The organism is Streptomyces sp. NPDC004284, from assembly GCF_042874035.1.
In the GTDB taxonomy this organism is placed as follows: domain Bacteria; phylum Actinomycetota; class Actinomycetes; order Streptomycetales; family Streptomycetaceae; genus Streptomyces.
The window spans coordinates 110627-136199 of sequence record NZ_JBIAMJ010000003.1 but is presented as its reverse complement, the minus strand read 5'-3'; the positions used below and the strand labels follow the sequence as shown (position 1 = coordinate 136199).

Below are 25573 nucleotides of genomic sequence, written 5' to 3'. Positions count from 1 at the left end.
GGCAGCATCCGGGGCCGATACGCGCCTGACGGGCCGGTGGGTGGGGGCTGGGTTCGCGGCGGGGGCGGGTGGGGCCGTTTCCGTCGGCTCGGGGTGCGCGGTCGTTGTATGGGGCGGCCCGGCAGCGCTCAGCGGCTGACCACTGTCGGTCGGCTGGGGCTCAGGCCCCGCTGGTCATTCCCGGCGGGTGGTTTCCTGCAGTAACTCAGGCCGGTTGGGCGATATGCCCCTTCTGGGGCCCCGATCCGGGGGTGTTACTGACGGTAGCGCGGAGTTATTCGCACCCACCACCCACCGGGAGCGACCAGCGGGGCCTGAGTCCCAGCCATCCGACGGCCGCCATCCGCCAAGCCCGGCCGGGCCGCCCCATGCAACGACCGCGCGACCCCACCCAGCGAACCGAACCCACCCACCCCCGCCACGAACCCAGCCCCCACCCACCGACCCGCACAGCCGACACCCGCACAGCCGATGCCCGGCCTCGCCACCACCCCCGGACCCGTCACCCGCCCACGGCGCAACACGCCCCCGGCGCCCCCGCGTGGACCCTCGCCCCCGGCCGCCCTCCGAGTGTGAAAAGGCGGCCTCCGCCGCCGGGTCAAGGGTGGAGCGAAGCGGAATCGGCGGAGCCGACGCGACGGAGGAGCGCCCTTGAGGCGGTGGTGGAGGACGCCACACTCGGAAAGAGGGCGGCCGCACCAGAAGCCCACGGAGCCGGGGCACCCTGAGGAACCCCTCGTTACGCTCGTGGTGTTGGTGCCTGGGTGTCGGGCAGGGCTGCGTGTACGGCGGCTGCGGCGTGGAGGCGTGCGGTGGGGAAGATTGGGACGGGGCTGTCCTTGGATCCGATGAGGAGTTCGATCTCGGTGCAGCCCAAGATGATGCCTTCCGCGCCGTCGGCGACCAGGTTCGTGATGACCTTCTGGTAGGCGGCGCGTGATTCCTCGCGCACGATGCCCAGGCAGAGCTCCTCGTAGATCACGCGATGGACTTCCGCGCGGCCGTCGGCGTCCGGGATGCGCACATCGAGTCCGCAGGCTTCGAGACGGCCTCGGTAGAAATCCTGCTCCATGGTGAACGCGGTGCCCAGCAGGCCGACTCGACGCAGGCCCGACGCCCGTACGGCCTCTGCGGTGGCGTCGGCCAGGTGCAGCAGGGGGATGGAGACTGCCGCTTCGACCTGGTCGGCGACCTTGTGCATGGTGTTGGTGCAGATCAGCACCATGTCTGCGCCGGCTGCCTCAAGAGCCTGAGCGGCCGTGGCCAGGACCTCGCCGGCCTCCGTCCAGCGGCCCTGGACCTGCAGCTGCTCGATCTCCGCGAAGTCCACCGAGTAGAGCACACACCGCGCCGAGTGGAGTCCGCCGAGACGGTCGCGCGTGAACTCGTTCAACAACCGGTAGTACTCAGCCGTCGACTCCCAGCTCATCCCGCCGATCAGCCCGATCTTCTTCATCGCCACGCCCCTTATCGACATAAGGAGTTGAGGATGGCAGGCCGCTGCGCATAAGCCCCGCTTGGAGTCGGTCGGTCTTTGAGGCGCACCTTCCGTCACCCACACGAGCGTTCTTCCATCGCCGTTTCCGTTTGGGTGCGTTCGGTGCGTTACGTTCGCGCAAAACGGCCCTCGCGATGGCGCCAACCATCTGCGAGGGCCTGAACCACTCGTGGAAGGCACTAGTTCCACCGTGATCTATCGGCACTTTAACGCGCCCGCACGCGGCTTCACCCAGTTCTCGCACGAGATCATCCGGCACCCCCGGCTCTCCTCCGACGCCGTACGGCTCCTGACCTGGCAGCTCTCCCTCCCCCACGGCGCCCGCGAATCACTCTCCCGCACAGCTGAACGTGCCCGGATCGGAGCATGCGCCTTCACACGCGCCAAGCGACAGCTCAAGGAGGAAGGCTTCGTACACGAGCGACGGGTCCAGGGCCCCGGCGGCCGCTGGTGCACCCAACAGCTCCTCTCCAACACCCCGTTGACCACCGACCAGGCCGCAAAGCTCCTCGCCCGGGAGCCCGTACCCGCGTCTCCGCAGGTCGTACCGAGTGCCCGGAAACCGGCCGCCGGTCAACCGACACCCCCGCCCACCGACCGTCATCCAAAGAAAGACCGTGGCGAAGACACCTCCAACCTTCCCCCGCAGGCCGACAAGACAGCCGAGGAGGAGGACGAGTCGCCCCGGCTCGAAGAAGGCCGCGCCCTCATCGGCACCCTCCCGGTCCTCTCCCCCGCCCTCCGCCACATCCCACCCGGCATGCGCGACGAACTCGCCCGCCTCGCCACCCGCTGGCTCGACGCCGGCCACACCCCCACCGACATCCACGAACACATCCTGCGCAGCCTCCCCGGCACCGGAACCCCCGTACACCGCCCCGGCGGCCTCATCCGCTACCTCCTCCGCGACGTACCACCCCGCTCCCTGCCGCCCCAACCCGCACGCACCCACCAGCTCTCACCACGCCTCCAAGGCACCCGCGAATGCGCCGGAGACCACACCCAGCCCATGCTGTTCCGGCCCGTCGGCGACGAGACGCACTGCGCCGAGTGCGCCCTGAACGCTCGTAGCTGACTCCCGTACGCTCGAAGGACGACCCATCGATCAGTCGACCAGGAAGGCCCCACCATGCCCCGCATCCCCTCCCCCGCCATAGCCGCCGCCGGACTCGTCGGTGGTTACGCCGTCGCGCGCTGGACCAAGAAGCGGCCGCTCGGGGGTGTCGTGCTGGCTGCGGCCGGTGGGGTGGCCGCTCGGGAGTGGCAGCAGGTCGGTGGGGCGAAGGCTGCCGTGGGGCTGACGACGGCCTATGTGGCCGCCTTCGCCGGGTCTCACCCGCTCGCGAAGAAGATCGGGGCCTGGCCGGCCGTGTTCTCCGTGGCTGGGGGCATGGCGGCCGCCTCCTGGGCCGTCACCCGCGGGAAGGGCTGACGGCCGAGACCGTCAACCACCGGAAGCAGTGACCCGAAGGCCGCCTCAGCCTCCCACCGCCCGGCTCACCGTATAGATCAGAAGCCCCGCCAGGGCGCCGACCACCGTGCCGTTGATGCGGATGAACTGGAGGTCGCGGCCGATGTTGGCTTCGATCTTGCGGGAGGTCTGGGTGGCGTCCCAGCCGGCGATGGTGTCGGTGATGAGGGAGGTGATCTCGTGGCGGTAGGTCGTGACGAGGTACGCCGCCGCGTCTTCCGCCCAGCCTTCGACCTTCCCTTGGAGGCGGGTGTCCGTCGCCAGGCGGGTGCCGAGGGAGATCAGGGAGGCGCGGGCGCGGAGACGGAGTTGGCTGCGGTCGTCTTCGGCGGCGGCGATGATCAGGGACCGTACTGACGACCAGGCTGAGGCGATGATGTCCTGGACCTCGGGGCGGGCCAGGAGGTCGGACTTGAGGCGTTCGACGCGGGCCCGTGTGTCCGTGTCGGCCTGGAGGTCGGCGGCGAAGTCGGCGAGGAAGCGGTCGATCGCGCCGCGGGCCGGGTGGCCGGGCATGTCGCGCATTTCGGTCACGAAGCGGAGGAGTTCCTTGTAGACGCGTTCGCCGATGCGGCGGTCGACGAAACGGGGGGTCCAGCCCGGGGCCCCGCCCTGGACGGCGTCCATCACCGACTCGCCGTGGGTGATCAGCCAGTCGTGGGCGCGGGTGCAGATCAGGTCCACCGCCCTGCGGTGTGCCCCGTCCGCGACGATCCTTTCGAGGGTCTTGCCGAGGCCCGGGGCGATCTCCGCCGATTCGGCGCGGCGGGTGATGGCCTCGCCCACCACCGCCTGGACGTCCGCGTCACGCAGGACCGTCAGGGCGCCTCGCAGCGCTGTGGAGAGTTCCGCCGTCACGCGGTCGGCGTGGGCCGGGTCCGCCAGCCAGGTTCCCAGGCGGCGGCCGATGCCCAGGGCGTGCAGTCTGCCCCGTACGACGTCCGCCGAGAGGAAGTTCTCGCCCACGAAGGTGCCCAGGGAGGCTCCCAGCTGGTCCTTCTTCGTCGGGATGATCGCCGTGTGGGGGATGGGGAGGCCCAGGGGGCGCCGGAAGAGGGCCGTGACCGCGAACCAGTCCGCCAGCGCGCCGACCATGCCCGCTTCCGCGGCCGCCGCGACATAGCCCGCCCAGGCTCCCCAGCCCGCGTTCCGGGCCCAGGTCGCCAGGGCGTAGACCACGGCCACCAGCGCCAGCAGCGCGGTCGCCAGGGTCTTCATCCGGCGGACGCCTCTGCTCTTCTCCTCGTCCGCCGCCGTGTACGAGAAACTCACCATCGACTCGACCTCCTCCGTCCCTACATCAGGGACTCCCGGCGATCCTCCCGAGTTCCCCCGTACATCTTCGCGATCACCGCCTCGATGTCCGGCTCCCGCACCGAGAGGTCGAGCAGGGGGTACTTCGCGGCCACCGCCGCCACCAGCGGCGCCGCCGAGTCGGCCGCGGGGAAGGCGAGCCATTGGCGGGGGCCCTCCGAGCGGACGAAGCGGGCGCCCGGCACGTCCGTGATCGGGGGCAGCTCCCGCTCCAGGTCCACCACCAGGAGCCGTTCACTCTCGCCCACCGCGTGGAGGCCGGCGAGCTCGCCGTCGTACATCAGCCGTCCGTGGTCGATGACCATCACGCGCGAACAGAGCTGTTCGATGTCCGTGAGGTCGTGGGTGGTCAGGAGGACCGTGGTGCCCCGGTCGGCGTTCAGATCGCGGAGGAACTCGCGCACCTTCGCCTTCGACACCACGTCCAGGCCGATCGTCGGCTCGTCCAGGTAGAGCACCTCCGGGTCGTGCAGCAGCGCCGCCGCGATGTCGCCGCGCATCCGCTGGCCGAGGGAGAGCTGGCGTACGGGGACGTCCAGGAGGTCTCCCAGGTCGAGGAGGTCCACGCAGCGGGCGAGGTTCTCCTCGTAGCGGGTGTCGGGGATGCGGTACATGCGGTGCATGAGTCTGTACGAGTCCTTCAGCGGCAGGTCCCACCAGAGCGTGGTGCGCTGGCCGAAGACCACCCCTATCCGCTGGGCCAGGCGGGTGCGCTCCCGTGCCGGGTCGATGCCCGCGACCCGCAGCCGGCCGCCGCTGGGGGTCAGGATGCCGGTGAGCATCTTGATCGTCGTCGACTTCCCGGCGCCGTTCGGGCCGATGTAGCCGACCATCTCCCCGCGGTCGACGCCGAAGGTGATGCCGTCGACCGCCCGGACCTCCTTCTTCTCGCGGCGGAGCAGGCCGGCGGTCTTGCGGCGGACCGTGAAGATCTTCTCCACGCCGTCCAGTTCGATGAAGGACACCAAGAGCCTCAGCTTCCTGTCGATCTGTACGAGCGGATTCCCGCCCGCCACGCCAGCCCCGCGACCCCGCAGCTCACCGCCGCTACCAGCGGCGACGCGAACGCCGCCCAGTCCGGCACCCCCGCCGGGGCCGGCCGGCCGAGGACGTACAGCGCGGGGAGCCAGCTCACGAACGCGAGCGGTACGACGTAGACGACACCCCGCACCAGTTCCTGGGCGAAGATCGTCGGGGGGTACTGGAGGAGGGTGTTCCCGCCGTACGTGAAGGAGTTCGTGACCTCCGCCGCGTCCTGGAGCCAGAAGAGCGTCGACGCGCCCACCACCATCACCGCCGCGAAGATCACCGCCCCGCACACCACCGTCACCGGCAGCAGGAGCACCTTCAGCGGCGTCCACTCGACGTCCAGGAGGGCCAGGGCCCAGACCAGGACGAGGAGGCCCTGGGCGACCCGGCCGAACCGCCGGAGCGCGAACTTGTCCGCCGCGACCTGGGCGAGCAGCGGCGCCGGGCGCATCAGGAACGTGTCGAGCGAGCCGTCCCGCACCCGCTTGCCCATCCGCTGGAGCGAGCCCATCGTCAGGTCCGCGAGCCCGAACGACGTGCCGGCCGTCCCGTACAGCAGGGCGACCTCCGCGAAGGAGAAGCCGCCGAGCCCCCGGACCTGACCGAACATCAGGAGGATGACGACGAAGTCGAAGAAGGTGACGCAGAAGCTGGTGACGAGGGTCAGGACGAAGGAGGAGCGGTACGCCATCGTGGAGCGGATCCACATGCCCGCCACCAGCCTGTACGTACGCCAGGAGCCGAGCGCCGGTCCGCTTCTGCCGTGCGTACGCCGGGAGCCGGTCCCCTGCCCGGTCCTCTCAGCCACCCTGCACCACCACCTTCCGCGTCGCCGCCGCCTGCGCCACCCGGCCCGCTCCGAGGAGGACCAGCGCCCAGCAGCCCTGGAAGGCGTACGCCCCCGCCAGTTCCCAGCCCTGGTACTTCCCGAGGTACACGTCGGCCGGCACCTGGAGAAGCGACGCCCAGGGCAGCATCCGGGCGAGCTCGCCGAGGGCGCCCGGGAAGACGTTCAGCGGGAGGAGCATTCCGGAGAAGAACAGGCCGCCGAGCCAGGCCACCTGTGTCACTCCCTGGCCGTCGAGCAGCCAGAACGCGCTCATGGCCACCAGGTACCAGATCGCGAAGCCGACGGTCGAGCCGAGGGCCACCGCCAGGAGGAAGGCGAGCCAGGTGCCCGGGTTCGACGGCAGGGTGAAGTCGAAGGCGAGGGCGCCGAGCGCCATCGGGGCGATGCCCCGGCCGAGCAGCTGGTAGGCGGAGCGGCCGGCGTTGACCGAGAACCACCAGGCCTGGAGGTCGGCGGGGCGGTAGAGGTCGACGGCGATGTCGCCGGTCCTGATCCGTTCGATCAGCTCGTCCTCGAAGCCGCCGCCCATCAGTCCGCAGACGGTGATCAGCGCCTGTCCGATCCACACGTAGGCGAGGGCGTCGTCCATGGAGTAGCCGCCGAGGCGCGGCCGCTGGTCCCAGAGGGCGATGTAGGTGGCGGAGAGGACGAAGCCGAAGACGCTGTTGGTGAAGACGCCGGCGGCGGTGGCCACGCGGTAGGTGGCGAAGCGCCGGAAACCGCCCGCGGCCACCGTCGCGTACAGCCGCAGCATGCGGGTCCCCTTCCGCGCGGTGGATGGCGAAGCGCACGACCCTAGTGGTGCCGCCCGGCGTGCCGCGAGCGGTTTTCGCGCCACCTTCGGGTCGGTTGGGGGAGTTTCCGGGCATCCCGTGCAGTATGTGGTGCTATGTCCCCTTCTTCCGGTGCGAGCGGCACGAGCGGTACGAGCGACGACGACCCCCACCCGGACGGCTGGGAGCCGAGGGACCCCACCCTTCCCGGCCCGGCGGAAAGACGCCGCCGCCCGCGCCGCGTCCTGCGGACCCTCCTCGGGCTCCTCCTGTTCGGCACGCTGCTGCTCGCCGTCGCCTTCGCCGCCGGCTACCTCCTGGTGGAGATCCCGCCCGCCAACGCCGCCGCCGTCGCCCAGTCGAACGTCTACCTCTACCGGGACGGCACCCCCCTCGCCCGCGACGGCGAGGTCAACCGCGAGAACGTCCGCCTCGACCAGGTCCCGCTCACCGTCCGGCAGGCCGTCCTCGCCGCCGAGGAGCGCGACTTCCGCACCTCGCGCGCCGTCGACCCCAAGGCCATGGTCCGCGCCGCCTGGAACACCGTCACCGGCAAGGGCCGCCAGTCCGGCTCCACCATCACCCAGCAGTACGTCAAGAACTACTACCTGGGCCAGGAACAGACCCTGACCCGCAAGGCCAAGGAGTTCTTCATCGCGATCAAACTGGGCCGCGAGAAGAGCAAGGAGGAGATCCTCCAGGGCTATCTGAACACCAGCTACTTCGGCCGGAACGCGTACGGGATCCAGGCCGCCGCCCGCGCCTACTACGGCAAGGACGTCGAGCACCTCGACACCGCCGAAGGCGCGTACCTCGCCTCCCTCCTCAACGCCCCCAGCGCCTACGACGTCACCACCCACCCCGAGAACCGGGCCAGGGCCGTCGCCCGCTGGCACTACGTCCTCGACGGCATGGTCGGCGAGGGCTGGCTCAGCCCCGCGGCCCGCGCCGCCGCCCGCTTCCCCGCCCCGCAGACCGCCCGCGCCGCCACCGCCCTCTCCGGCCAGCGCGGCTACCTCGTCCAGGCCGTCGAGGAGTACCTCACCGGCCACGGGATCATCGACGAGAAGACCCTCGCCGGCGGCGGCTTCCGCATCACCACCACCCTGGAGCCCGCCACGCAGGAGGCCCTCGTCGACGCCGTCGAGAACCGGGTCGTCTCCCGGCTCGACCCGGCGAACACCCCCGCCGACCGGTACGTACGGGTCGGGGCCGCGGCCGTCGACCCGGCGAACGGCAAGGTCCTCGCCATGTACGGCGGCGTCGACTACACCCAGCAGTACGTCAACAACGCCACCCGCCGCGACTACCAGGTCGGCTCCACCTTCAAGCCCTTCGTCTTCACGGCCGCCGTCCAGAACGACGCCCAGACCCAGCAGGGCCGGCCCATCACCCCGTACACGATGTACGACGGCACCAACCGGCGCCCGGTGGAAGGCTGGGGCGGCAGCCCGTACGACCCCGCCAACGAGGACGACGCGAGCTACGGCGACATCAACGTGGGCGCCGCCACCGACCTGTCGGTGAACACCGTGTACGCCCAGATGGCCGTCGACGTCGGCCCCGCGCACGTACGGCGCACCGCGATCGACCTCGGCGTCCCCGGCACCACCCCCGACCTCACCGCCTCCCCCTCCATCGCCCTCGGCGCCGCCACCGCCAGCGTCCTCGACATGGCCTCGGCGTACGCGACGCTCGCCGCGCACGGCCGGAACGGCACGTGCTCGCTCGTCGAGGAGATCAGCAGGAACGGCCGGCGCCTGGAGCTCCCGGCCGCCGCCCGCCGGCAGGCGGTGAGCCGCGAGGCCGCCGACACGACCACGTCGATCCTGCGGAGCGTCGTCGAGGCCGGTACGGGCACGGCCGCGCAGGCCGCCGGACGCCCGGCGGCGGGCAAGACGGGCACGGCGGAGGACGACAAGGCCGCCTGGTTCGCCGGCTACACCCCGGAGCTCGCGACGGTCGTCGCGGTCATGGGCCAGGACCCCGAGTCGGGCGCGCAGGAACCGCTGTACGGGGCCCTGGGCCAGCCGCGCGTCAACGGGGGCGGGGTCCCGGCCGAGATCTGGGGCGCCTTCACCCGGGAGGCCCTGGACGGGACCCCGCCCCGGGACTTCGAACTCCGGCTGATGCCGGGCGCGGAGGCGCCGCCGGTGCCGGACGGGGCGGAGGAGCGGAACCAGACGGGCGAGGCGGGACCGGGGGCCGCACGGCCCTCCGTACGGCCCTCCGGGGTCAGTGACCGCTCGTCGCCTTGAGCCCCACCACGGCGACGAGCAGCAGACACACGAAGAAGATCCGGGCGGCGGTCGCCGGCTCGCCGAGCACCACCATGCCGAGCACCGCCGCACCGGCCGCGCCGATGCCGACCCACACGCCGTACGCCGTACCGATCGGCAGCGTCTTGGCCGCCTGCGACAGCAGCATCATGGAGGCGACGATCCCGACGCCGGTGAACACGCTCGGCCAGAGCCGCGTGAAACCGTCCGTGTACTTCATTCCGATGGACCAGCCGACTTCGAGCAGACCGGCGACGATCAGCAGGACCCAGGCCATGACGGACACCTCCGAGAGACGGATCAACAGGGGTGCGTCGTCTTGTCGTGAACCCGGTACGGCGCGTCTCGTCGGGGTGTCTCCAGGCTAGCAAAGAAAAGGCAAAGGCCCTGGTGACTCCGGTCACCAGGGCCTTCGCTCCTTGCTCCTACAGGTACAGCCCGGTGGAGTCCGACGTCCCCTGGAACCGGTCCGCGGCCACCGCGTGCAGGTCGCGCTCCCGCATCAGGACGTACGCGACCCCCCGCACCTCGACCTCGGCGCGGTCCTCGGGGTCGTACAGCACCCGGTCACCGATCTCGACGGTGCGGACGTTCTGACCGACCGCGACCACCTCGGCCCAGGCCAGGCGCTTGCCGACGGCGGCCGTCGCCGGGATCAGGATGCCACCGCCGGAACGCCGCTCCCCCTCCGGGGAGTCGGTGCGGACCAGGACCCGGTCGTGGAGCATCCGGATGGGCAGCTTGTCGTGCGTGTTCTCGCTCACGGAGTGAACCTACCTGCCTCGGCGGACCCTAAAGTGATCACCCCTTGTTCCTCCGCGAGGAGGAGACGATCAGCCCGACGACGGCGAGGGCCACGACGGCCGCCGGAACGACCCGCTCCAGGCGGGGCGCGCCGTCCTCGTGGGTGAAGCGGGCCTTCACGTCCGAGACGACCCGGTTGACGGCCACGAAGGCGCGTCCGGCCGTCTGGTCGACCGTCGAGGCGACCTTCGCCTTGGCGTCCCCGATGATCGTCTTCGGGTGCATCCGAATGCCGATCTCGTCGAGAGTGACGGCGAGCTGCTCGCGCCGGCGGACGATGTCCGCCTCGATCTGCGCAGGGGTCCTTGCCTCCGACACCGCGCTGCCTCCGTAGTCGTAATCGGTCATTGACGGTCAGTCTGTCAGCTCTGCCGCGATCGGGTCGCGTCAGACCCCCATTAGGCTCTGGAATGCGCACGAGAACACCCCGAGGAGAGCCAGCCATGAGCGAGCGACTGCAGCCCGGCGACACCGCCCCCGCCTTCACCCTTCCCGACGCGGACGGCAACGAGATCTCCCTCGCGGACCACAAGGGCCGCAAGGTCATCGTCTACTTCTACCCCGCCGCCCTCACCCCCGGCTGCACCAAGCAGGCCTGCGACTTCACCGACAACCTCGACGTCCTCGCCTCCGCCGGCTACGACGTCATCGGCGTCTCCCCCGACAAGCCCGAGAAGCTCGCCAAGTTCCGCGAGAAGGAGAACCTCAAGGTCACCCTCGTCGGCGACCCCTCCAAGGAGACCCTCGCCGCCTACGGCGCCTTCGGCGAGAAGAAGCTCTACGGCAAGGTCGTGACGGGCGTCATCCGCTCCACGATCGTCGTCGACGAACAGGGCAAGGTCGAGCACGCCTTCTACAACGTCAAGGCCACCGGCCACGTCGCCAAGATCATGCGGGACCTGGGCGTCTGATCCCCTGCTCTTCCGGAACGGCCCGCACCACCGACGGGGTGGTGCGGGCCGTTCCGTTTATCGCACGCGACAGTACGCGATATGGCGTAACCGTCCGATATTCGGCTCGTTAACCCGTGCGAGATCCGTACTGGGGAGGGGGTCCGATGGGGACGAGCCCGTACACGAAGGACCGGCTGGAGTCGGCGGCGCGAGGGGCGCGGACGCTGACGGAAGCGCTGGAGCGGTTGGGGATCGATCCGAAGAGCGGGTCGCGGCGGTACGTCCGTGACCGGATGCGGAAGCTGGGGGTGGACATCTCGCACTTCGAGCGGGAGGGGGTGCGGTGGACGCGGGAGGTCCTGGTAGAGGCGGTGGCCGCGTCCACAAGCGTGTGCGACGTGCTGCGCCGGCTGGGGGTGGAGGTCGTGGGCGGGCAGCACACGCATATCAGCCGCCGGATCAAGGCGTACGGCATCGACACCTCGCACTTCACCACCTCCGCCTGGACGGAGAACATGCGGTTCAACCAGCGGCGCCGCACACCTGCGGAAGTGCTGGTCGAGAACGATTCACCCCACGCCCGGCGCCTGCGAAGCGACCGCCTCAAAGGTGTGATGTTGGAGTCCGGCGTCGAGCACCAGTGTGCAGAGTGCGGGAACGAGGGAGTGTGGCTGGGTGAACCTCTCCCGCTGGAGGTCGACCACATCGACGGCAACTGGCGGAACAACCGGATCGAGAATCTGCGACTACTCTGCCCCAACTGCCACTCCGCGACAGACACCTACCGTGGCCGCAACAAGGGCCGAGCATCGTGACACACGGCATGCGCTACACCCGAGAGCGGCTGACCGAAGCGGCAGCACGGTGCTCCGACATCGAGGAGGCCGTCGCCTTCCTCGGTAGCGAGCCTTACGCCAACCTCCCTCGCTACCTGATGAAGCGCTTCGCGCACTACGGCATCGACGTCTCGCATTTCCCACCGATCGGCAGGCGCACCCGGCCCAGCACAGGCGAACTGAAGTCCGCCGTCAGCGCATCCTCCTCCATCAGGGAAGTTCTGCGCCGACTTGGACGTGCGGACAACGGTGCACAGCGGGCGAACTTTCGGAAGTGGATCGCCGACGATCAGCTCTCGACCGCGCACTTTCTGGGACAGGCCCACCAGCGGGGCAAGCCAAGCCCGACCGCTAGACGTCCGGAGGACGTACTGGTGAGGCATGGCCAGGGGTACCGAACGACAACAACAAGACTGCGTCGCGCGCTGGTCGAGGTCGGCGCACCTGAGCAATGCGCACGATGCGGCGTCGGACCCGAGTGGCTCGGCAAGCCGATGACGCTGGAGATCGACCACGCCAACGGGGACTGGCGCGACAACCGGCGCGACAACCTGAGACTGCTGTGCCCCAACTGCCATGCGACCACCGCCACGTGGTGCCGGGGTGGCGCCCGGTACGATGACAGGCGACTGAGCGGCGGTGGCGCAACGGCGACGCAGCAGACTTAGGATCTGTGGCCCTTGATCGGGCTTGAGGGTTCGAATCCCTTCCGCCGCACAGAAACGGCCTGCGAATCGAAGGATCGATGCGCAGGCCGTTCGCATGTGGCACCTCAGCCCAGCAGCTCCCGCACCACCGGCACCAGCGCCCTGAACGCCTTGCCCCGGTGACTGATCGCGTTCTTCTCCTCCGGCGTCAGCTGCGCGCACGTCACCTCGTAGCCCTCCGGCTGGAGGATCGGGTCGTAGCCGAAGCCGTTCGTGCCGACGGGGGCGTGGCGGAGGGTGCCTGGCATGCGGCCTTCGACGACTCGTTCCATGCCGTCGGGGAGGGCGAGGGCGGCCGCGCAGGCGAAGTGGGCGCCTCGGTGGGTGTCGTCGATGTCGGAGAGCTGGGCCAGGAGGAGGTCCAGGTTGGCGCGGTCGTCGCCGTGGGTGCCGGACCAGCGGGCGGAGAAGATGCCGGGGGCGCCGTTGAGGACGTCGACGCAGAGGCCGGAGTCGTCGGCGACGGCGGGGAGGCCGGTGGCCCGGGCGAGGGCGTGGGCCTTCAACAAAGCGTTCTCGGCGAAGGTGACGCCGGTTTCCTTGACGTCGGGCACGTCCGGGTACGCGTCCGCGCCGACGAGTTCGAGGTCGAGGCCGGCGTCGGCGAGGATCGCGTGGAGTTCGGTGATCTTGCCCGCGTTGCGGGTGGCGAGGATCAGGCGCTGGTGGGTCATGCCCCCGATTATCCCGGGGTGCAGACCTTGGCCACCTCGCCCGCCGCGTCCGTGATCGGCGTGATGTCGGGGGTCGTGTCGCCGTTCTTGACCGCCGTGCGGACGGAGTCCACGCCCTTGGTGAGGTCGTCGACCGCCTTCGAGAGGTCGGCGTTGTCCGTGGTGTTCTTGATGTTGCCGAGTTCCGTGGAGATCTGGTTCAGGGACTCTTCGATCTGCGTCACGTCGTTGGTGGCGTTCGAGACCGCCTGCTGGAGGTTCTGGACGGACGTGGCTATCGCGTCGGCGGTCTTGACGCAGTCCATGGCCGTGTCGAGGGCTCCGCAGCCGCTCAGGACGGTAGTGAGCGCGGCGGCCGTGGCCACGGCGAGTGCGAGACGGCGCTTCTTCAAGGCGGGTCCTTCCCCCAGGTGCGTACAGACGTGCGGACGGGCGGGTGCGCGGAGCCTATCCGCGCGCCCGCCCGTCCGTCAGGACGCCGTCACAGGTCAGAGGGTTGCTTCGAGTGCCTTGCGCTGGATTTCCGCCAGTTCGGCGCAGCCGCCGGAGGCGAGGTCGAGGAGGGCGTTGAGCTCCTTGCGATCGAAGGGCTCGGCCTCGGCGGTGCCCTGGACCTCGACGAAGCGGCCGTCGCCGGTGCAGACGACGTTCATGTCGGTGTCGGCGCGGACGTCCTCCTCGTAGCAGAGGTCGAGGAGGGGGACGCCGCCGACGATGCCGACGGAGACGGCGGAGACGGTGCCGGTGAGGGGCTTGCGGCCGGCCTTGACGAGCTTCTTCTGCTGGGCCCAGGCCACCGCGTCCGCCAGGGCCACGTACGCGCCGGTGATGGCGGCGGTGCGGGTGCCGCCGTCGGCCTGGAGGACGTCGCAGTCGAGGACGATGGTGTTCTCGCCGAGGGCCTTGTAGTCGATGACGGCGCGCAGGGACCGGCCGATGAGGCGGGAGATCTCGTGGGTGCGGCCGCCGATCTTGCCGCGGACGGATTCGCGGTCGCCGCGGGTGTTGGTGGCGCGGGGGAGCATGGAGTACTCGCCGGTGACCCAGCCCTCGCCGCTGCCCTTGCGCCAGCGCGGGACGCCTTCGGTCACGGAGGCGGTGCAGAAGACCTTGGTGTCGCCGAAGGAGATGAGGACGGAGCCCTCGGCGTGCTTGCTCCAGCCGCGTTGGATGGTGACGGGGCGGAGCTGTTCGGGGGTACGGCCGTCGATGCGAGACATGGGTCGAGCCTAGCCGGACATGACGGAGGGCCCGTTCCCCTGCCGGAACGGGCCCCCGTCGATGTGAGTCAGTGGCTCACATCAGGTCTTCGATCTCCGCGGCGATCGGGTCGGCGTCGGTGCCGATGACGACCTGGATGGCGGTGCCCATCTTCACGACGCCGTGGGCGCCGGCGGCCTTCAGGGCGGCCTCGTCGACGAGGGCGGGGTCCACGACTTCGGTGCGCAGGCGGGTGATGCAGCCTTCGACCTCTTCGATGTTGTCGATGCCGCCGAGCCCGGCGACGATCTTCTCAGCCTTGGTGGCCATGTGTATCTCCCTGTCCGTTCTGCGTACCGACGGTCCGCTTTGTCACGGTAACCCACGGTTGGCCCAACTTCGCGAGCGTGTGCAGCCGTTCTGCCGAATGATGACGATCACCGGCGGCCTGTCCTCAGCGGGCTCCCGGAGCCTATCGCAACTGGTCTACACCAGTGTGCAACGAGATGCGGACCCGGGATGTTCCGGGCAGGGAGGACGCGATGAGTACCGACAGCGCTGCGGCCGCACCCAAACCCAAGAAGTCCCTGTCCTGGGGCGGCGCCTTCCAGGGGCTCCAGAAGATGGGCCGCAGCCTCCAGCTCCCCATCGCCGTCCTCCCGGCCGCCGGCATCATCAACCGGCTGGGGCAGCCGGACGTCTTCGGCGCCGACGGTCTGGGCTGGGACAACGTCGCGAAGGTGATGGCGGGCGCCGGCGGCGCGCTGCTCGACGGCAGTCTCGGCCTGCCCCTCCTGTTCTGCATCGGCGTCGCCATCGGCATGGCGAAGAAGGCGGACGGTTCGACCGCGCTGGCGGCCGTGGTCGGCTTCCTCGTCTACTACAACGTGCTGCGCCAGTTCCCGAAGGTCTGCCCGGCGGGCACGGCGGACATCAACGGCGGCTGCCTCTCCCCCGAGCAGGTCTTCACCGGGTACACGTACCAGAACCCCGGCGTCTTCGGCGGCATCCTCATGGGCCTGATGGCGGCCTGGTTCTGGCAGCGCTACCACCGGACGAAGCTGGTCGACTGGCTCGGCTTCTTCAACGGCCGCCGGCTCGTGCCGATCATCATGACGTTCGTGGCGATCGCGTTCGCCGCGATCTGCCTGTGGATCTGGCCGCCGATCGGCGACGGCCTGGAGAACTTCAGCGACTGGCTGGTGGGGCTGGGCGCCTGGGGTTCGGGCATCTTCGGCCTCGCGAACCGCGCGCTGCTCGTCATCGGCCTGCACCAGTTCCTGAACGTGCCCATCTGGTTCCAGTTCGGCACGTACACCAAACCGGACGGCACGGTGGTCCACGGCGACATCCCCATGTTCCTCGCGGGCGACCCGCACGCCGGCCAGTTCCTGACGGGCTTCTTCCCGATCATGATGTTCGCGCTGCCCGCCGCGGCGCTCGCGATCACCCACACCGCGAAGCCGCATCGCCGCAAGGCGGTCGGCGGCATGATGCTCTCGGTCGCCCTGACCTCGTTCGTCACCGGCATCACCGAGCCGATCGAGTACTCGTTCCTCTTCATCGCGCCGCTGCTGTACGCGATCCACGCCGTGCTGACCGGTGTGTCGATGGCGCTGACCTGGGCGCTCGGCGTGAAGGACGGCTTCAGCTTCTCGGCCGGTCTGATCGACTACGTGATCAACTGGAACCTCGCGACGAAGCCGTGGCTGATCATTCCGATCGGCCTGGGGTTCGCGGTCGTGTACTACCTGATCTTCAGGTTCGCGATCGTCAGGTTCAACCTCCCGACGCCCGGCCGCGAGCCGGACGAGATCGAGGAGGAGATCGAGCGCGAGAACGTCAAGTAGCCTCGCGATCACAGCCCGAAGCCCGCCCCCTTTCGGGGCTTTCGACCCCCTCGCAAGACCCGTGAAAGGCCCCCGGACCTGACCGTCCGGGGGCCTTTTGTCGTGCATTTCCGGCTATGGCTGAACCCACAGAATTCACAGGTTCCTTATCTAAGTCTCACGTGCTACAACTGGTCTACACCACTCATTGGTGTAGACCACGCGGTCCAGACCACCGCGTTCCACGAGACGTCGCCTCCCCCCGTGTCCATGCCCTGGCGGCGCCTTGCCTTACTGGAGGAAGTTGATGAGTACGGCCACCGCCCAGGCCGCCGCTCCCGCGAAGAAGCGCGGATCCGGCCTGTTCCAGGGCCTGCAGAAGGTCGGTCGCAGCCTGCAGCTGCCGATCGCCGTGCTGCCGGCCGCGGGTATCTTGCTCCGTCTCGGCCAGGCCGATGTGTTCGGCAAGGACGGTCTCGGTTGGGACAAGGTCGCGTCGGTCTTCGCCACCGCCGGCGGCGCGGTCTTCGACAACCTGCCCCTGCTCTTCTGCATCGGCGTCGCCATCGGCTTCGCCAAGAAGGCGGACGGCTCCACCGCCCTGGCCGCGCTCGTCGGCTTCCTGGTCTACAGCAACGTGCTGAAGGCCTTCCCGATCACCGAGGCCGTCGTCAACACGACCGCCAACAAGGGTGTCGACGTCGCCGCGACGTACAACAACCCGGGTGTCCTCGGCGGCATCCTGATGGGTCTGCTCTCGGCCGTCCTGTGGCAGCGGTTCCACCGCACCAAGCTGGTCGACTGGCTCGGCTTCTTCAACGGCCGCCGTCTCGTCCCGATCATCATGGCCTTCGTCGGCACCGCCGTCGGCGTCGTCTTCGGCCTGGTCTGGGAGCCGATCGGTGAGGGCATCTCCAGCTTCGGCGAGTGGATGACCGGCCTCGGTGCCGGTGGCGCCGGCCTCTTCGGCCTCATCAACCGCGCGCTGATCCCGGTCGGCATGCACCAGTTCGTGAACACCGTCTCCTGGTTCCAGATCGGTGACTTCACCAACGCCGCCGGCGAGGTCGTCCACGGTGACCTCAACCGCTTCTTCGCCGGTGACCCGAGCGCCGGAATCTTCATGTCGGGCTTCTTCCCGATCATGATGTTCGGCCTCCCGGCCGCCGCGATCGCCATCGCCCACGCCGCCCGCCCCGAGCGCCGCAAGGCCGTCATGGGCATGATGGTCTCCCTCGCGCTGACCTCCTTCGTCACCGGTATCACCGAGCCGATCGAGTTCACGTTCATGTTCATCGCGCCGGTCCTGTACGCGATCCACGCGGTCCTGACCGCCGTCTCGATGGCCGTCACCTGGGCCTTCGGCGTCCATGCGGGCTTCACCTTCTCCGCCGGCGGCATCGACTACCTGCTCAACTGGAACCTCGCGACCAAGCCGTGGCTGATCATCCCGATCGGCCTCGTCTTCGCGGCGATCTACTACGTGGTCTTCCGCTTCGCGATCACCAAGTTCAACCTCCCCACCCCGGGCCGCGAGCCCGAGGAGGAGATCGAGGACCTCACCAAGGCGTGAGCCTCACCGGTACGAGCCGGTCGGCACGGCGGAAGGCCCCGGAACCTGGAGGGTTCCGGGGCCTTCCCCATGTCCGTGGGCCCGCTCAGACCTCGTACACCGCTCCCGCCCGCGCCAGCTCCGACGGGCCCGTGTAGAGCGCGCGCGCGTCCGCGAGGTTGCGCTCGCCGTCGGTCCACGGCGGGATGTGGGTGAGCACGAGGCGTCCCACCCCCGCCCGGGCCGCCTGCGCGCCGGCCTCGCGGCCGTTGAGGTGGAGGTCCGGGACGTCCTCCTTGCCGTGGGTGAAGGAGGCCTCGCAGAGGAAGAGGTCGGCGCCGGCGGCCAGGTCGTTCAGCGCGTCGCAGACCCCGGTGTCCCCGGAGTACGTGAGCGAACGGCCGCCGTGCTCGACCCGGATGCCGTACGCCTCGACCGGGTGGCACACCTTCTCCGTACGGACGGAGAACGGGCCGATCTCGAAGCTGCCGCCCGACTTCAGCGTGTGGAAGTCGAAGACCTCGCCCATCGAGGACGGCGAGGGGGTGTCCGCGTAGGCCGTGGTCAGGCGCTGCTCGGCGCCCTCGGGGGCGTACACGGGGATCGCGTCGCAGCGTCCGCCCTCGTGCCGGTAGTAGCGGGCGACGAAGTAGCCGCACATGTCGATGCAGTGGTCGGCGTGGAGATGGCTGAGGAAGATCGCGTCGAGGTCGTACAGACCGATGTGGCGCTGCAGCTCGCCCAGGGCGCCATTGCCCATGTCGAGGAGCAGCCGGAAGCCGTCGGCCTCGACGAGGTAGCTCGAACAGGCCGAGTCCGCGGACGGGAACGACCCGGAGCAGCCGACGACGGTGAGCTTCATGGAGCGTGAACCTCCGTGGACGGGTGCGGAAAGCGCGCTGAGGGAGGGGGGAGGCTGTGCGGTCTGTCGAGCGTACGGCGCACCCGGGCCTGTCGCTCCTCCGTGACGGCCCGTTGTGGGCGAACTCACGGGCTCTGTCACCGGTTCGGATGGATGGCGGAGCTCGGCGGCGGGGTGGGGCGCGCGCCGGTACCTTCTTGAGGTATGGACACGTCGTGGTGGCCCGCGCTGGTCGCGGTCGTGGTGATCGCGCTGGCGGTGGCGCTCGCCGACGGACGGAAGCGGTCGAGGCGGAGGCCCGCGGGGCGGACCCGGCCGCCGGCCCGTCCGACGCGGGGGCCCGCGCCGCGGGGGCGGGTGCCGGAGCGGCTTCCCCGGGCGGGTGAGATCTGGTGGGCGGACGTGCCCTTCGAGGACGGTCCCGGGTCGAAGGACCGGCCCTGTCTGGTGCTCGTGGTACGGGGGGACAGTGCGGTCGTCGTCAAGATCACCAGCAAGTACCACGACGAGCGGCCGGGGGTGATCGCGCTGCCGCCCGGGTCCGTGGGGGACGCGCAGGGGCGGCCGAGCTTTCTGGAGACGGACGAGCTGCGGGACGTGCCGGTGTGGGAGTTCCGCCGGAGAGTGGGGATGGCGGACCCGGTCGTCTGGGACCAGGTCCGCCATCTTGCGCGTTAGCGCGGGTGCGGGGCCGCCGGGTGCGGGCTCCGGCGCGGAAGCCTAGGCCCGGCTTGGGGCGCCGTCCGCTGTGCCCACCCGTTCCGCCCGGGGGGCGCCTCCCGGACGAAGTCCGGGGGAGGAACGCATGCCCACGGCTAGGCCCAGAGCTGGCCCTGGACCGCTTCGATCGCTTCCTCCGTCGTCCTGGCCGTGTAGAGGCCGGTCGAGAGGTACTTCCAGCCGCCGTCGGCGACGACGAAGGCGATGTCGGCGGATTCGCCGGCCTTGAGGGCCTTGTTGCCGACGCCGATGGCCGCGTGGAGGGCGGCGCCGGTGGAGACGCCGGCGAAGATGCCCTCCTGCTGGAGGAGTTCGCGGGTGCGGGTGACGGCGTCGGCGGAGCCGACGGAGAAGCGGGTGGTGAGGACGGAGGCGTCGTACAGCTCGGGCACGAAGCCCTCGTCGAGGTTGCGCAGGCCGTAGACGAGGTCGTCGTAGCGCGGCTCGGCGGCGACGATCTTGACGTCGGGCTTGTGCTCGCGCAGGTAGCGGCCGACGCCCATCAGGGTCCCGGTGGTGCCGAGACCGGCCACGAAGTGGGTGATGGAGGGGAGGTCGGCGAGGATCTCCGGGCCGGTGGTGGCGTAGTGCGCGCCGGCGTTGTCGGGGTTGCCGTACTGGTAGAGCATCACCCAGGAGGGGTTCTCGGCGGCGAGCTCCTTGGCGACGCGTACCGCCGTGTTCGATCCGCCCGCCGCGGGGGACGAGATGATCTCGGCGCCCCACATGGCGAGCAGCTGGCGCCGCTCCTCGCTGGTGTTCTCGGGCATGACGCAGACGATGCGGTAGCCCTTGAGCTTGGCGGCCATGGCGAGGGAGATGCCGGTGTTGCCGCTGGTCGGCTCCAGGATGGTGCAGCCGGGGGTGAGGCGGCCGTCCTTCTCCGCCTGCTCGACCATGTGGAGCGCGGGGCGGTCCTTGACCGAGCCGGTCGGGTTGCGGTCCTCCAGCTTCGCCCAGATGCGGACGTCGTCCGAGGGCGAGAGCCGGGGGAGGCGGACCAGCGGCGTGTTGCCGACCGCGGCCAGCGAGGAGTCGTAGCGCATGTGGATCAGACCATGCCGCCGGCGACGGCCGGCAGGATCGTGACGCTGTCGCCGTCGGTGAGCTGGGTGTCGATGCCGTCGAGGAAGCGGACGTCCTCGTCGTTGAGGTAGACGTTGACGAAGCGGCGGAGCTTGCCGCCGTCGACGATGCGGGCCTCGATCCCGGGGTGGCGCGTCTCCAGGTCGGTGAAGAGCTTGGCGAGGGTCTCGCCGTTGCCCTCGACGGCCTTCTCGCCGTCGGTGTAGGTGCGGAGGATGGTCGGGATGCGGACCTCGATGGCCATGGCGTGGGCTCCTGTCGGAAGTGGCGTGATGGGCGCGCTTCTGTGGCCCCGCGCGGAGGGGGTCGTACGGTGAGGGCGCTCGGCCGGTCGCTCGGAGCGCGGCGCTGAGGTGCGGCCGGTGTCAGGTACAGATCGCGCTGGCGAGGCGGCACAGGTCGACGTGCAGGCGTGCCACGAGCAGGGTGCTGCTCGGAGTCTCTTCGCTCACGTCGTGGGAAACCATGGGCTCATCGTATCGATTCCCGGTCCGGGTTCCGGAATGTGATCTCACATGATGGATGATCGGTGACCGCCTGCCGGAACGGTGGTCGCTCGACGGCAGGTCGGTCCCGATGCGGCGGTCCGGCGGTCAGTCCTCGTACGCCTCGACGACCTTGACCTCCTCCTCCGTCACGACGCCCTCGACGATCGTGAAGGAGCGGAACTGGAAGGGGCCGGCGCCGTCGGTGTCGGCGGTGGAGACGAGGACGTAGTGGGCCTGGGGCTCGTTGGCGTACGAGATGTCCGTGCGGGAGGGGTGGGCCTCGGTCGCGGTGTGCGAGTGGTAGACGATGACGGGCTCTTCGTCCCGGTCGTCCATGTCGCGGTAGAGCTTGAGCAGGTCCGCGGAGTCGAACTCGTAGAAGGTGGGCGAGCGGGCGGCGTTGAGCATGGGGATGAACCGCTCGGGGCGGCCGCTGCCGACCGGGCCGGCGACCACGCCGCAGGCCTCGTCGGGGTGGTCCGCGCGGGAGTGCGCCACGATCTGGTCGTACAGGGCCCGGGTGATGGTCAGCATGCCGACAGGATAAGCAGACGGGCCGTTCCGTACCGAGGTTCGGTACGGAACGGCCCGCATGGTGAGACCTTGCAGGTCAGGAGCGCTTGGCGAAGGCCGCGCCCTCCGGGTTGCGGGCCTTGAGGACCAGGTAGGAGACGGCGAGGACCAGGCCCCAGACCGGCGCGCCGTACAGTGCGACGCGGTTGTCCTTGTCCATGCCCATGGTCACGATGACCATGCCGATGAAGGCGAGCGAGAAGACGCTGAACCAGATGCCGCCGGGGGCCTTGAAGGAGGACTGGGGCAGCTCGCCGCGGTCGGCCTTGCGGCGGTAGCGGATCTGGCAGATGAGGATGACGATCCAGGCCCACATGCCGGAGATGGTGGCGAAGGAGACGACGTAGTTGAACGCGTCGCCGGGCCACTGGTAGTTGATCCAGACGCCGACCATCATGAGGGCGGCGGAGACCGTGGTGCCGACCAGCGGGGTGCCGGACTTCGTCAGCCTGGTGAAGACCTTCGGGCCCTGGCCGTTGAGCGCGAGGTCGCGCAGCATGCGGCCGGTGGAGTACATGCCCGAGTTGCAGGAGGACAGGGCGGCCGTGAGGACGACGAAGTTGACGATGGCGGCGCCGATGCCGAGGCCCATCCGCTCGAAGGCCTCGACGAACGGGGAGACGCCCGGGTGGAAGGCGGTCCACGGGACGACCGACAGGATCATGATCAGCGCGCCGACGTAGAAGACGGCGATGCGCCACGGCACGGTGTTGATGGCCTTCGGCAGGACCGTCTTCGGGTCCTTCGACTCGCCCGCCGTCACGCCGACGAGCTCGACCGCGAGGAAGGCGAACATGACCATCTGGAGGGTCATCAGGGTCGAGAAGATGCCGTCCTCGCCGGCGAAGAAGCCGCCGAGGTCCCACAGGTGGGTGACGGAGGCGGTGTCGCCGGCGTCGGAGAAGCCGAGGGTGAGGATGCCGGCGCAGATCAGGATCATGCCGACGATCGCGGTGACCTTGACCATGGAGAACCAGAACTCCAGCTCACCGAAGAGCTTCACGGAGATCAGGTTGGCGGCGTAGAGGATCACGGTGAAGACGAGGGCGGAGAGCCACTGCGGGATGTCCCACCAGTACGTCATGTAGGTCGCCGCGGCGGTGACCTCGGTGATGCCGGTGACGACCCAGAAGAGCCAGTACGTCCATCCGGTCGCGAAGCCCGCGAAGGGGCCGATGAACTCGCGGGCGTACTCCGAGAAGGAGCCCGACACCGGGCGGTACATGAGGAGCTCGCCGAGCGCCCGCATGATGAAGAAGATGACGAGGCCCGCGATGGCGTACGCGAGGATCAGACTGGGTCCCGCGATGGAGATGCCCTTGCCCGCGCCGAGGAAGAGTCCGGTGCCGATGGCACCGCCGATCGCGATCATCTGGATCTGCCGGGCGCCGAGTGCCCGGTGGTAACCCTCGCCCGGGGCGGAGTCCGCGGCCTCATTGCCGTCGTGCTGCTGATCGACCTGCACTGAGGTCATGGTGGTGCGCCTTTCTCCATGCCGATCCGCGCGACTGCGAGTGCGTCTGCTGCGGATCAGTTCCTGATCCCCCCGGATGTGGATGGAGTGCTACCGGCGGTCAGCCGGCCCAAGCGCCCTCGGGAACAGGGGTGGCGTTGCCCGAGTGGTCGTGAAGATTTATCACGGGGTGGGGGGTGATCGACGGAGTTGCGTGTGACGCGCACCACAAATAAATGCGGAAAAAAGGTACACAAGACGACCGGGCGGACACTCTGATAACGCATTCGTTATCCGGATTTGAGCGTCCGCTGAGCGAACAGGCCGCCGATCAGGCCATGAGCGTCGCGACGAGGGTCTCCTGGAGCGCCCCCAGCCAGAGGTACGCCATCACCATCGGCTTGCGCGGGTCGGAGTCCGGCAGCCGGTACAGCTGCTCGCCCTGCTCGTCGTCCGTGATCTCCAGACGGGTCCCGATGGTCAGCCGGAGGTCGTTGAGCGCGCCGAGCCAGGCCCGGGACTCGTCCGGGGTGAGCTTCAGGACCGCGCCGCCCTCACCCGCCGCCTCGGCGGAGAGCGCGTCCAGGGCACGCACGACCGCGAGGGCGTCCTCGCGCTTGCGGGCCCGCAGGTCGTTCTCGGTGTAGCGGCGGAAGTCGGAGGCGGCCGCCCGCAGTTCCTCGCTGTCGTCCCCGTACGCGTCGGGGAACAGGCGTCGCAGGGCGGGGTCGGACGGCGGCTCGCTCGGCCCCTCGGCGAAGAGCGCGGCCAGCGGGTCCGCGTCCGGGGCGGGCTCGTCGCCGGGGCCGATCAGCTCCATGAGCTGGACGGCGAGGGAGCGGAGGATGGAGATCTCGACGTCGTCGAGCGCGACGGCCGCGCCGCCGCCGGGGAGCGGCTCGAACTGCCCGGCCATCAGAAGCGGTCCTGGGAGAGGGTCGCCCACAGGCCGTAGCCGTGCATCGCCTGCACGTCCCGTTCCATCTCCTCGCGGGTGCCGCTGGAGACCACCGCGCGGCCCTTGTTGTGCACGTCGAGCATCAGCTTGTGCGCCTTGTCCTTGGAGTATCCGAAGTACGACTGGAAGACGTACTCGACATAGCTCATCAGGTTGACCGGATCGTTGTGCACGAGGGTCACCCAGGGCACGTCGGGTTCGACGACCGCGGAGACCTCCTCGGCCGATTCCGTACGTTCGATCTCAATAGGCGCGACGCTCACTCACCCCATGTTGTCACCCCGGACCCTCCCTCGCACAAACGGGGCACCCACTCCGCCGCACTATTCGTCACTCTGACGATTTCTGCGCTAGCATCGCCGACATGAACGCTGCGGACCTTGGGCTGCCGGTGGACGTGCCGTCGACCGCGCTCTTCACCGATCAGTACGAGCTGACCATGCTCCAGGCGGCCCTGAGGGCCGGCACCGCCGACCGGCGCTCCGTCTTCGAGGTCTTCACCCGGCGACTGCCCGAGGGGCGGCGCTACGGCGTCCTCGCGGGCGTCGGCCGGGTCCTGGACGCCGTCGAGAACTTCCGCTTCGACCCCGCCGTCCTCGGCTTCCTCCGGGAGCGCGGCATCGTCGACGAGCCGACCCTGGAGTGGCTGGCCCGCTACCGCTTCTCCGGCGACATCTGGGGCTACCCCGAGGGCGAGGTGTACTTCCCCGGCTCCCCCGTGCTGCGCGTCGAGGGCTCCTTCGCGGAGTGCGTGCTCCTGGAGACCGTGATCCTCTCGATCCTCAACCACGACTCGGCCATCGCGGCCGCCGCCTCCCGCATGTCGGCCGCGGCCGGCGGGCGGCGCCTGATCGAGATGGGCGCCCGCCGCACCCACGAGCTGGCGGCCGTCGCCGCCTCCCGCGCCGCCTACGTCGGCGGCTTCGAGGCCACCTCGGACCTCGCGGCCGGCTTCCGCTACGGCATCCCGACCGTCGGCACCTCCGCCCACGCCTTCACCCTGCTCCACGACAGCGAGAAGGACGCCTTCCGGGCCCAGGTGGAGACCCTGGGGCGCGGCACGACCCTGCTCGTCGACACCTACGACGTGGCCGAGGCCGTCCGCACCGCCGTCGAGGTCGCCGGGCCCGAGCTCGGGGCCGTACGGATCGACTCGGGCGACCTGCTGCTCGTCGCGCACCGGGTGCGGGCGCAGCTCGACGAGCTGGGCGCCCGGGACACGAAGATCGTGGTCACCTCGGACCTCGACGAGTACGCCATCGCCTCGCTCGCGGCGGCCCCGGTCGACGCGTACGGGGTGGGAACGCAGCTGGTCACCGGCAGCGGCCACCCGACCTGCTCCATGGTCTACAAGCTGGTCGCCCGCGCCGCCTCGGCCGATCCGAAGGCGCCGCTGGTGCCGGTGGCGAAGAAGTCGCTGGGCGGCAAGGCCTCGGTCGGCGGCCGCAAGTGGGCGGCCCGCCGGCCCGACGCGGCCGGGGTCGCCGAGGCGGAGGTCGTGGGCACCGGTCCCGTCCCGCAGGAGCTCGCCGGTCACCAGCTGCTCGTCGAGCTGGTCAAGGGCGGCGACGTGGTGGCCCGGGAGCCGCTGGAGGCCGCCAGGTCGCGGCACATCGCGGCCCGCGCGGGGCTGCCGATGTCGGCGATCCAGCTGTCGCGCGGCGAGCCGGTGCTGCCGACGGAGTACGCGTAGCACTGCCCGACGCTTCCCCCTCCCGGCGGGA

30 protein-coding genes, 1 tRNA gene and 1 riboswitch are annotated in these 25573 nt (G+C 69.9%); of the genes, 11 read left to right on the top strand and 20 right to left on the bottom strand.

Going from position 1 to position 25573, the window contains the following annotated elements:
- Nucleotides 1-739: 739 nt before the first annotated feature.
- Nucleotides 740-1456, bottom strand: coding sequence for an aspartate/glutamate racemase family protein (locus ACFYUS_RS10270; protein ID WP_388848079.1), 717 nt, complete (start codon nucleotides 1454-1456; stop codon nucleotides 740-742).
- Nucleotides 1457-1688: 232 nt separating this feature from the next.
- Between ACFYUS_RS10270 and ACFYUS_RS10265 the strand changes: the two genes are divergently transcribed.
- Together ACFYUS_RS10265 and ACFYUS_RS10260 are read left to right on the top strand one after the other, a co-directional pair.
- Complete coding sequence (locus ACFYUS_RS10265) at nucleotides 1689-2573, top strand: hypothetical protein (protein ID WP_388848076.1); 885 nt, start codon at nucleotides 1689-1691, stop codon at nucleotides 2571-2573.
- Nucleotides 2574-2627: 54 nt separating this feature from the next.
- A complete protein-coding gene (locus ACFYUS_RS10260; protein ID WP_388848074.1) occupies nucleotides 2628-2930 on the top strand; it encodes a hypothetical protein in 303 nt (100 codons plus the stop codon).
- A gap of 45 nt (nucleotides 2931-2975) precedes the next feature.
- Here the strand turns inward: ACFYUS_RS10260 and ACFYUS_RS10255 are convergent, their stop codons facing one another.
- The 4 genes from ACFYUS_RS10255 to ACFYUS_RS10240 are packed head-to-tail and all read right to left on the bottom strand — an operon-like array spanning nucleotide 2976 to nucleotide 6913.
- Nucleotides 2976-4244, bottom strand: a complete 1269-nt coding sequence (locus ACFYUS_RS10255; protein WP_388848071.1) for a DUF445 domain-containing protein — start codon at nucleotides 4242-4244, stop codon at nucleotides 2976-2978.
- Between the two features lie 20 nt (nucleotides 4245-4264).
- Nucleotides 4265-5248 (bottom strand): ATP-binding cassette domain-containing protein, encoded by a 984-nt coding sequence (locus tag ACFYUS_RS10250; protein ID WP_388848068.1) that lies wholly within the window; start codon nucleotides 5246-5248, stop codon nucleotides 4265-4267.
- Between the two features lie 8 nt (nucleotides 5249-5256).
- On the bottom strand, nucleotides 5257-6120 hold the full coding sequence (locus tag ACFYUS_RS10245) for an ABC transporter permease (protein ID WP_388848065.1): 864 nt from the start codon (nucleotides 6118-6120) through the stop codon (nucleotides 5257-5259).
- Complete coding sequence (locus ACFYUS_RS10240) at nucleotides 6113-6913, bottom strand: ABC transporter permease (protein ID WP_388849143.1); 801 nt, start codon at nucleotides 6911-6913, stop codon at nucleotides 6113-6115. The genes ACFYUS_RS10245 and ACFYUS_RS10240 overlap by 8 nt, the downstream gene beginning before the upstream one ends.
- Before the next feature lie 138 nt (nucleotides 6914-7051).
- On the opposite strand from ACFYUS_RS10240, the gene ACFYUS_RS10235 reads away from it, so the two are divergent.
- On the top strand, nucleotides 7052-9193 hold the full coding sequence (locus ACFYUS_RS10235; protein ID WP_388848062.1) for a transglycosylase domain-containing protein: 2142 nt from the start codon (nucleotides 7052-7054) through the stop codon (nucleotides 9191-9193).
- Here the strand turns inward: ACFYUS_RS10235 and ACFYUS_RS10230 are convergent.
- The 3 genes from ACFYUS_RS10230 to ACFYUS_RS10220 form a co-directional block, all read right to left on the bottom strand.
- Complete coding sequence (locus ACFYUS_RS10230; protein WP_388848059.1) at nucleotides 9171-9491, bottom strand: DMT family transporter; 321 nt, start codon at nucleotides 9489-9491, stop codon at nucleotides 9171-9173. The genes ACFYUS_RS10235 and ACFYUS_RS10230 overlap by 23 nt on opposite strands.
- 31 nt (nucleotides 9492-9522) lie before the next feature.
- Nucleotides 9523-9593, bottom strand: a riboswitch (guanidine-III (ykkC-III) riboswitch).
- A 46-nt stretch (nucleotides 9594-9639) separates the two neighbouring features.
- Nucleotides 9640-9978: a GroES family chaperonin gene (locus ACFYUS_RS10225; RefSeq protein ID WP_388848056.1), complete on the bottom strand. Its 339-nt coding sequence runs from the start codon at nucleotides 9976-9978 to the stop codon at nucleotides 9640-9642.
- Nucleotides 9979-10015: 37 nt separating this feature from the next.
- Nucleotides 10016-10336: a DUF3618 domain-containing protein gene (locus ACFYUS_RS10220; RefSeq protein WP_369144464.1), complete on the bottom strand. Its 321-nt coding sequence runs from the start codon at nucleotides 10334-10336 to the stop codon at nucleotides 10016-10018.
- Nucleotides 10337-10461: 125 nt separating this feature from the next.
- On the opposite strand from ACFYUS_RS10220, the gene bcp reads away from it, so the two are divergent.
- The 4 genes from bcp to ACFYUS_RS10200 all read left to right on the top strand — a co-directional run bounded on the left by bcp (nucleotide 10462) and on the right by ACFYUS_RS10200 (nucleotide 12464).
- Nucleotides 10462-10929: a thioredoxin-dependent thiol peroxidase gene (bcp, locus tag ACFYUS_RS10215; protein ID WP_388848053.1), complete on the top strand. Its 468-nt coding sequence runs from the start codon at nucleotides 10462-10464 to the stop codon at nucleotides 10927-10929.
- A gap of 146 nt (nucleotides 10930-11075) precedes the next feature.
- Entirely contained in the window at nucleotides 11076-11726 is a 651-nt protein-coding gene (locus ACFYUS_RS10210; protein ID WP_388848050.1) for an HNH endonuclease signature motif containing protein, read from the top strand.
- A gap of 8 nt (nucleotides 11727-11734) precedes the next feature.
- Nucleotides 11735-12415, top strand: coding sequence for an HNH endonuclease signature motif containing protein (locus ACFYUS_RS10205; protein ID WP_388848047.1), 681 nt, complete (start codon nucleotides 11735-11737; stop codon nucleotides 12413-12415).
- Nucleotides 12381-12464, top strand: a tRNA-Leu gene (locus tag ACFYUS_RS10200). The genes ACFYUS_RS10205 and ACFYUS_RS10200 overlap by 35 nt, the downstream gene beginning before the upstream one ends.
- A 55-nt stretch (nucleotides 12465-12519) precedes the next feature.
- Here the strand turns inward: ACFYUS_RS10200 and rdgB are convergent.
- From rdgB to ACFYUS_RS10180, 4 genes are all read right to left on the bottom strand, one after another.
- Nucleotides 12520-13128, bottom strand: coding sequence for an RdgB/HAM1 family non-canonical purine NTP pyrophosphatase (rdgB, locus tag ACFYUS_RS10195; RefSeq protein WP_388848044.1), 609 nt, complete (start codon nucleotides 13126-13128; stop codon nucleotides 12520-12522).
- Nucleotides 13129-13136: 8 nt separating this feature from the next.
- Nucleotides 13137-13520: a hypothetical protein gene (locus tag ACFYUS_RS10190; protein WP_388848041.1), complete on the bottom strand. Its 384-nt coding sequence runs from the start codon at nucleotides 13518-13520 to the stop codon at nucleotides 13137-13139.
- Between the two features lie 96 nt (nucleotides 13521-13616).
- Entirely contained in the window at nucleotides 13617-14348 is a 732-nt protein-coding gene (gene rph / locus ACFYUS_RS10185; RefSeq protein ID WP_388848038.1) for a ribonuclease PH, read from the bottom strand.
- Between the two features lie 76 nt (nucleotides 14349-14424).
- Nucleotides 14425-14658 carry a glucose PTS transporter subunit EIIB gene (locus tag ACFYUS_RS10180; protein WP_150269859.1) on the bottom strand — a complete coding sequence of 78 codons (234 nt, stop codon included), beginning with the start codon at nucleotides 14656-14658 and terminating at the stop codon, nucleotides 14425-14427.
- 212 nt (nucleotides 14659-14870) lie between these two features.
- Here ACFYUS_RS10180 and ACFYUS_RS10175 point away from each other — a divergent pair, with 212 nt between their 5' ends.
- The gene (locus ACFYUS_RS10175) at nucleotides 14871-16178 is read left to right on the top strand and encodes a PTS transporter subunit EIIC (RefSeq protein ID WP_388848034.1); all 1308 of its coding nucleotides are present in this window, start codon (nucleotides 14871-14873) and stop codon (nucleotides 16176-16178) included.
- A gap of 286 nt (nucleotides 16179-16464) precedes the next feature.
- Complete coding sequence (locus tag ACFYUS_RS10170; protein ID WP_376584545.1) at nucleotides 16465-17730, top strand: PTS transporter subunit EIIC; 1266 nt, start codon at nucleotides 16465-16467, stop codon at nucleotides 17728-17730.
- A gap of 85 nt (nucleotides 17731-17815) precedes the next feature.
- On the opposite strand, the gene ACFYUS_RS10165 is transcribed toward ACFYUS_RS10170, so the two are convergent.
- Nucleotides 17816-18571: an MBL fold metallo-hydrolase gene (locus ACFYUS_RS10165; protein WP_388848029.1), complete on the bottom strand. Its 756-nt coding sequence runs from the start codon at nucleotides 18569-18571 to the stop codon at nucleotides 17816-17818.
- Between the two features lie 204 nt (nucleotides 18572-18775).
- Between ACFYUS_RS10165 and ACFYUS_RS10160 the strand changes: the two genes are divergently transcribed.
- Entirely contained in the window at nucleotides 18776-19249 is a 474-nt protein-coding gene (locus ACFYUS_RS10160) for a type II toxin-antitoxin system PemK/MazF family toxin (protein WP_388848026.1), read from the top strand.
- A 137-nt stretch (nucleotides 19250-19386) separates the two neighbouring features.
- On the opposite strand, the gene ACFYUS_RS10155 is transcribed toward ACFYUS_RS10160, so the two are convergent.
- The 7 genes from ACFYUS_RS10155 to clpS form a co-directional block, all read right to left on the bottom strand.
- Nucleotides 19387-20337 carry a PLP-dependent cysteine synthase family protein gene (locus tag ACFYUS_RS10155; RefSeq protein WP_388848023.1) on the bottom strand — a complete coding sequence of 317 codons (951 nt, stop codon included), beginning with the start codon at nucleotides 20335-20337 and terminating at the stop codon, nucleotides 19387-19389.
- Nucleotides 20338-20342: 5 nt separating this feature from the next.
- Nucleotides 20343-20621 carry a MoaD/ThiS family protein gene (locus tag ACFYUS_RS10150; RefSeq protein ID WP_388848020.1) on the bottom strand — a complete coding sequence of 93 codons (279 nt, stop codon included), beginning with the start codon at nucleotides 20619-20621 and terminating at the stop codon, nucleotides 20343-20345.
- 121 nt (nucleotides 20622-20742) lie between these two features.
- The gene (locus ACFYUS_RS10145; RefSeq protein WP_388848017.1) at nucleotides 20743-20844 is read right to left on the bottom strand and encodes a putative leader peptide; all 102 of its coding nucleotides are present in this window, start codon (nucleotides 20842-20844) and stop codon (nucleotides 20743-20745) included.
- Between the two features lie 126 nt (nucleotides 20845-20970).
- Entirely contained in the window at nucleotides 20971-21399 is a 429-nt protein-coding gene (locus ACFYUS_RS10140; RefSeq protein WP_388848014.1) for a Mov34/MPN/PAD-1 family protein, read from the bottom strand.
- A 76-nt stretch (nucleotides 21400-21475) separates the two neighbouring features.
- The gene (locus ACFYUS_RS10135; RefSeq protein ID WP_388848011.1) at nucleotides 21476-22912 is read right to left on the bottom strand and encodes an amino acid permease; all 1437 of its coding nucleotides are present in this window, start codon (nucleotides 22910-22912) and stop codon (nucleotides 21476-21478) included.
- 310 nt (nucleotides 22913-23222) lie between these two features.
- Complete coding sequence (locus tag ACFYUS_RS10130; protein WP_388848008.1) at nucleotides 23223-23807, bottom strand: DUF2017 domain-containing protein; 585 nt, start codon at nucleotides 23805-23807, stop codon at nucleotides 23223-23225.
- Nucleotides 23807-24112 carry an ATP-dependent Clp protease adapter ClpS gene (gene clpS, locus ACFYUS_RS10125; RefSeq protein WP_041129438.1) on the bottom strand — a complete coding sequence of 102 codons (306 nt, stop codon included), beginning with the start codon at nucleotides 24110-24112 and terminating at the stop codon, nucleotides 23807-23809. The genes ACFYUS_RS10130 and clpS overlap by 1 nt, the downstream gene beginning before the upstream one ends.
- Nucleotides 24113-24213: 101 nt before the next feature.
- On the opposite strand from clpS, the gene ACFYUS_RS10120 reads away from it, so the two are divergent.
- Nucleotides 24214-25542: a nicotinate phosphoribosyltransferase gene (locus tag ACFYUS_RS10120; protein WP_388848005.1), complete on the top strand. Its 1329-nt coding sequence runs from the start codon at nucleotides 24214-24216 to the stop codon at nucleotides 25540-25542.
- Nucleotides 25543-25573: the final 31 nt, after the last annotated feature.

What these genes read in the sequence shown, in the direction of transcription:
- ACFYUS_RS10175 (WP_388848034.1), top strand. Translation starts at nt 14,871, where the DNA reads ATGAGTACCGACAGCGCTGCGGCCGCACCCAAACCCAAGAAGTCCCTG.
- ACFYUS_RS10130 (WP_388848008.1), bottom strand. Translation starts at nt 23,807, where the DNA reads ATGGCCGGGCAGTTCGAGCCGCTCCCCGGCGGCGGCGCGGCCGTCGCG.
- ACFYUS_RS10180 (WP_150269859.1), bottom strand. Translation starts at nt 14,658, where the DNA reads ATGGCCACCAAGGCTGAGAAGATCGTCGCCGGGCTCGGCGGCATCGAC.
- ACFYUS_RS10255 (WP_388848071.1), bottom strand. Translation starts at nt 4,244, where the DNA reads ATGGTGAGTTTCTCGTACACGGCGGCGGACGAGGAGAAGAGCAGAGGC.
- ACFYUS_RS10165 (WP_388848029.1), bottom strand. Translation starts at nt 18,571, where the DNA reads ATGAAGCTCACCGTCGTCGGCTGCTCCGGGTCGTTCCCGTCCGCGGAC.
- ACFYUS_RS10260 (WP_388848074.1), top strand. Translation starts at nt 2,628, where the DNA reads ATGCCCCGCATCCCCTCCCCCGCCATAGCCGCCGCCGGACTCGTCGGT.
- ACFYUS_RS10270 (WP_388848079.1), bottom strand. Translation starts at nt 1,456, where the DNA reads ATGAAGAAGATCGGGCTGATCGGCGGGATGAGCTGGGAGTCGACGGCT.
- ACFYUS_RS10140 (WP_388848014.1), bottom strand. Translation starts at nt 21,399, where the DNA reads ATGCTGACCATCACCCGGGCCCTGTACGACCAGATCGTGGCGCACTCC.
- ACFYUS_RS10120 (WP_388848005.1), top strand. Translation starts at nt 24,214, where the DNA reads ATGAACGCTGCGGACCTTGGGCTGCCGGTGGACGTGCCGTCGACCGCG.
- ACFYUS_RS10205 (WP_388848047.1), top strand. Translation starts at nt 11,735, where the DNA reads ATGCGCTACACCCGAGAGCGGCTGACCGAAGCGGCAGCACGGTGCTCC.
- ACFYUS_RS10235 (WP_388848062.1), top strand. Translation starts at nt 7,052, where the DNA reads ATGTCCCCTTCTTCCGGTGCGAGCGGCACGAGCGGTACGAGCGACGAC.
- rph (WP_388848038.1), bottom strand. Translation starts at nt 14,348, where the DNA reads ATGTCTCGCATCGACGGCCGTACCCCCGAACAGCTCCGCCCCGTCACC.
- ACFYUS_RS10230 (WP_388848059.1), bottom strand. Translation starts at nt 9,491, where the DNA reads ATGGCCTGGGTCCTGCTGATCGTCGCCGGTCTGCTCGAAGTCGGCTGG.
- bcp (WP_388848053.1), top strand. Translation starts at nt 10,462, where the DNA reads ATGAGCGAGCGACTGCAGCCCGGCGACACCGCCCCCGCCTTCACCCTT.
- ACFYUS_RS10150 (WP_388848020.1), bottom strand. Translation starts at nt 20,621, where the DNA reads ATGGCCATCGAGGTCCGCATCCCGACCATCCTCCGCACCTACACCGAC.
- ACFYUS_RS10210 (WP_388848050.1), top strand. Translation starts at nt 11,076, where the DNA reads ATGGGGACGAGCCCGTACACGAAGGACCGGCTGGAGTCGGCGGCGCGA.
- rdgB (WP_388848044.1), bottom strand. Translation starts at nt 13,128, where the DNA reads ATGACCCACCAGCGCCTGATCCTCGCCACCCGCAACGCGGGCAAGATC.
- ACFYUS_RS10160 (WP_388848026.1), top strand. Translation starts at nt 18,776, where the DNA reads ATGGACACGTCGTGGTGGCCCGCGCTGGTCGCGGTCGTGGTGATCGCG.
- ACFYUS_RS10155 (WP_388848023.1), bottom strand. Translation starts at nt 20,337, where the DNA reads ATGCGCTACGACTCCTCGCTGGCCGCGGTCGGCAACACGCCGCTGGTC.
- ACFYUS_RS10135 (WP_388848011.1), bottom strand. Translation starts at nt 22,912, where the DNA reads ATGACCTCAGTGCAGGTCGATCAGCAGCACGACGGCAATGAGGCCGCG.
- ACFYUS_RS10170 (WP_376584545.1), top strand. Translation starts at nt 16,465, where the DNA reads ATGAGTACGGCCACCGCCCAGGCCGCCGCTCCCGCGAAGAAGCGCGGA.
- ACFYUS_RS10145 (WP_388848017.1), bottom strand. Translation starts at nt 20,844, where the DNA reads ATGGTTTCCCACGACGTGAGCGAAGAGACTCCGAGCAGCACCCTGCTC.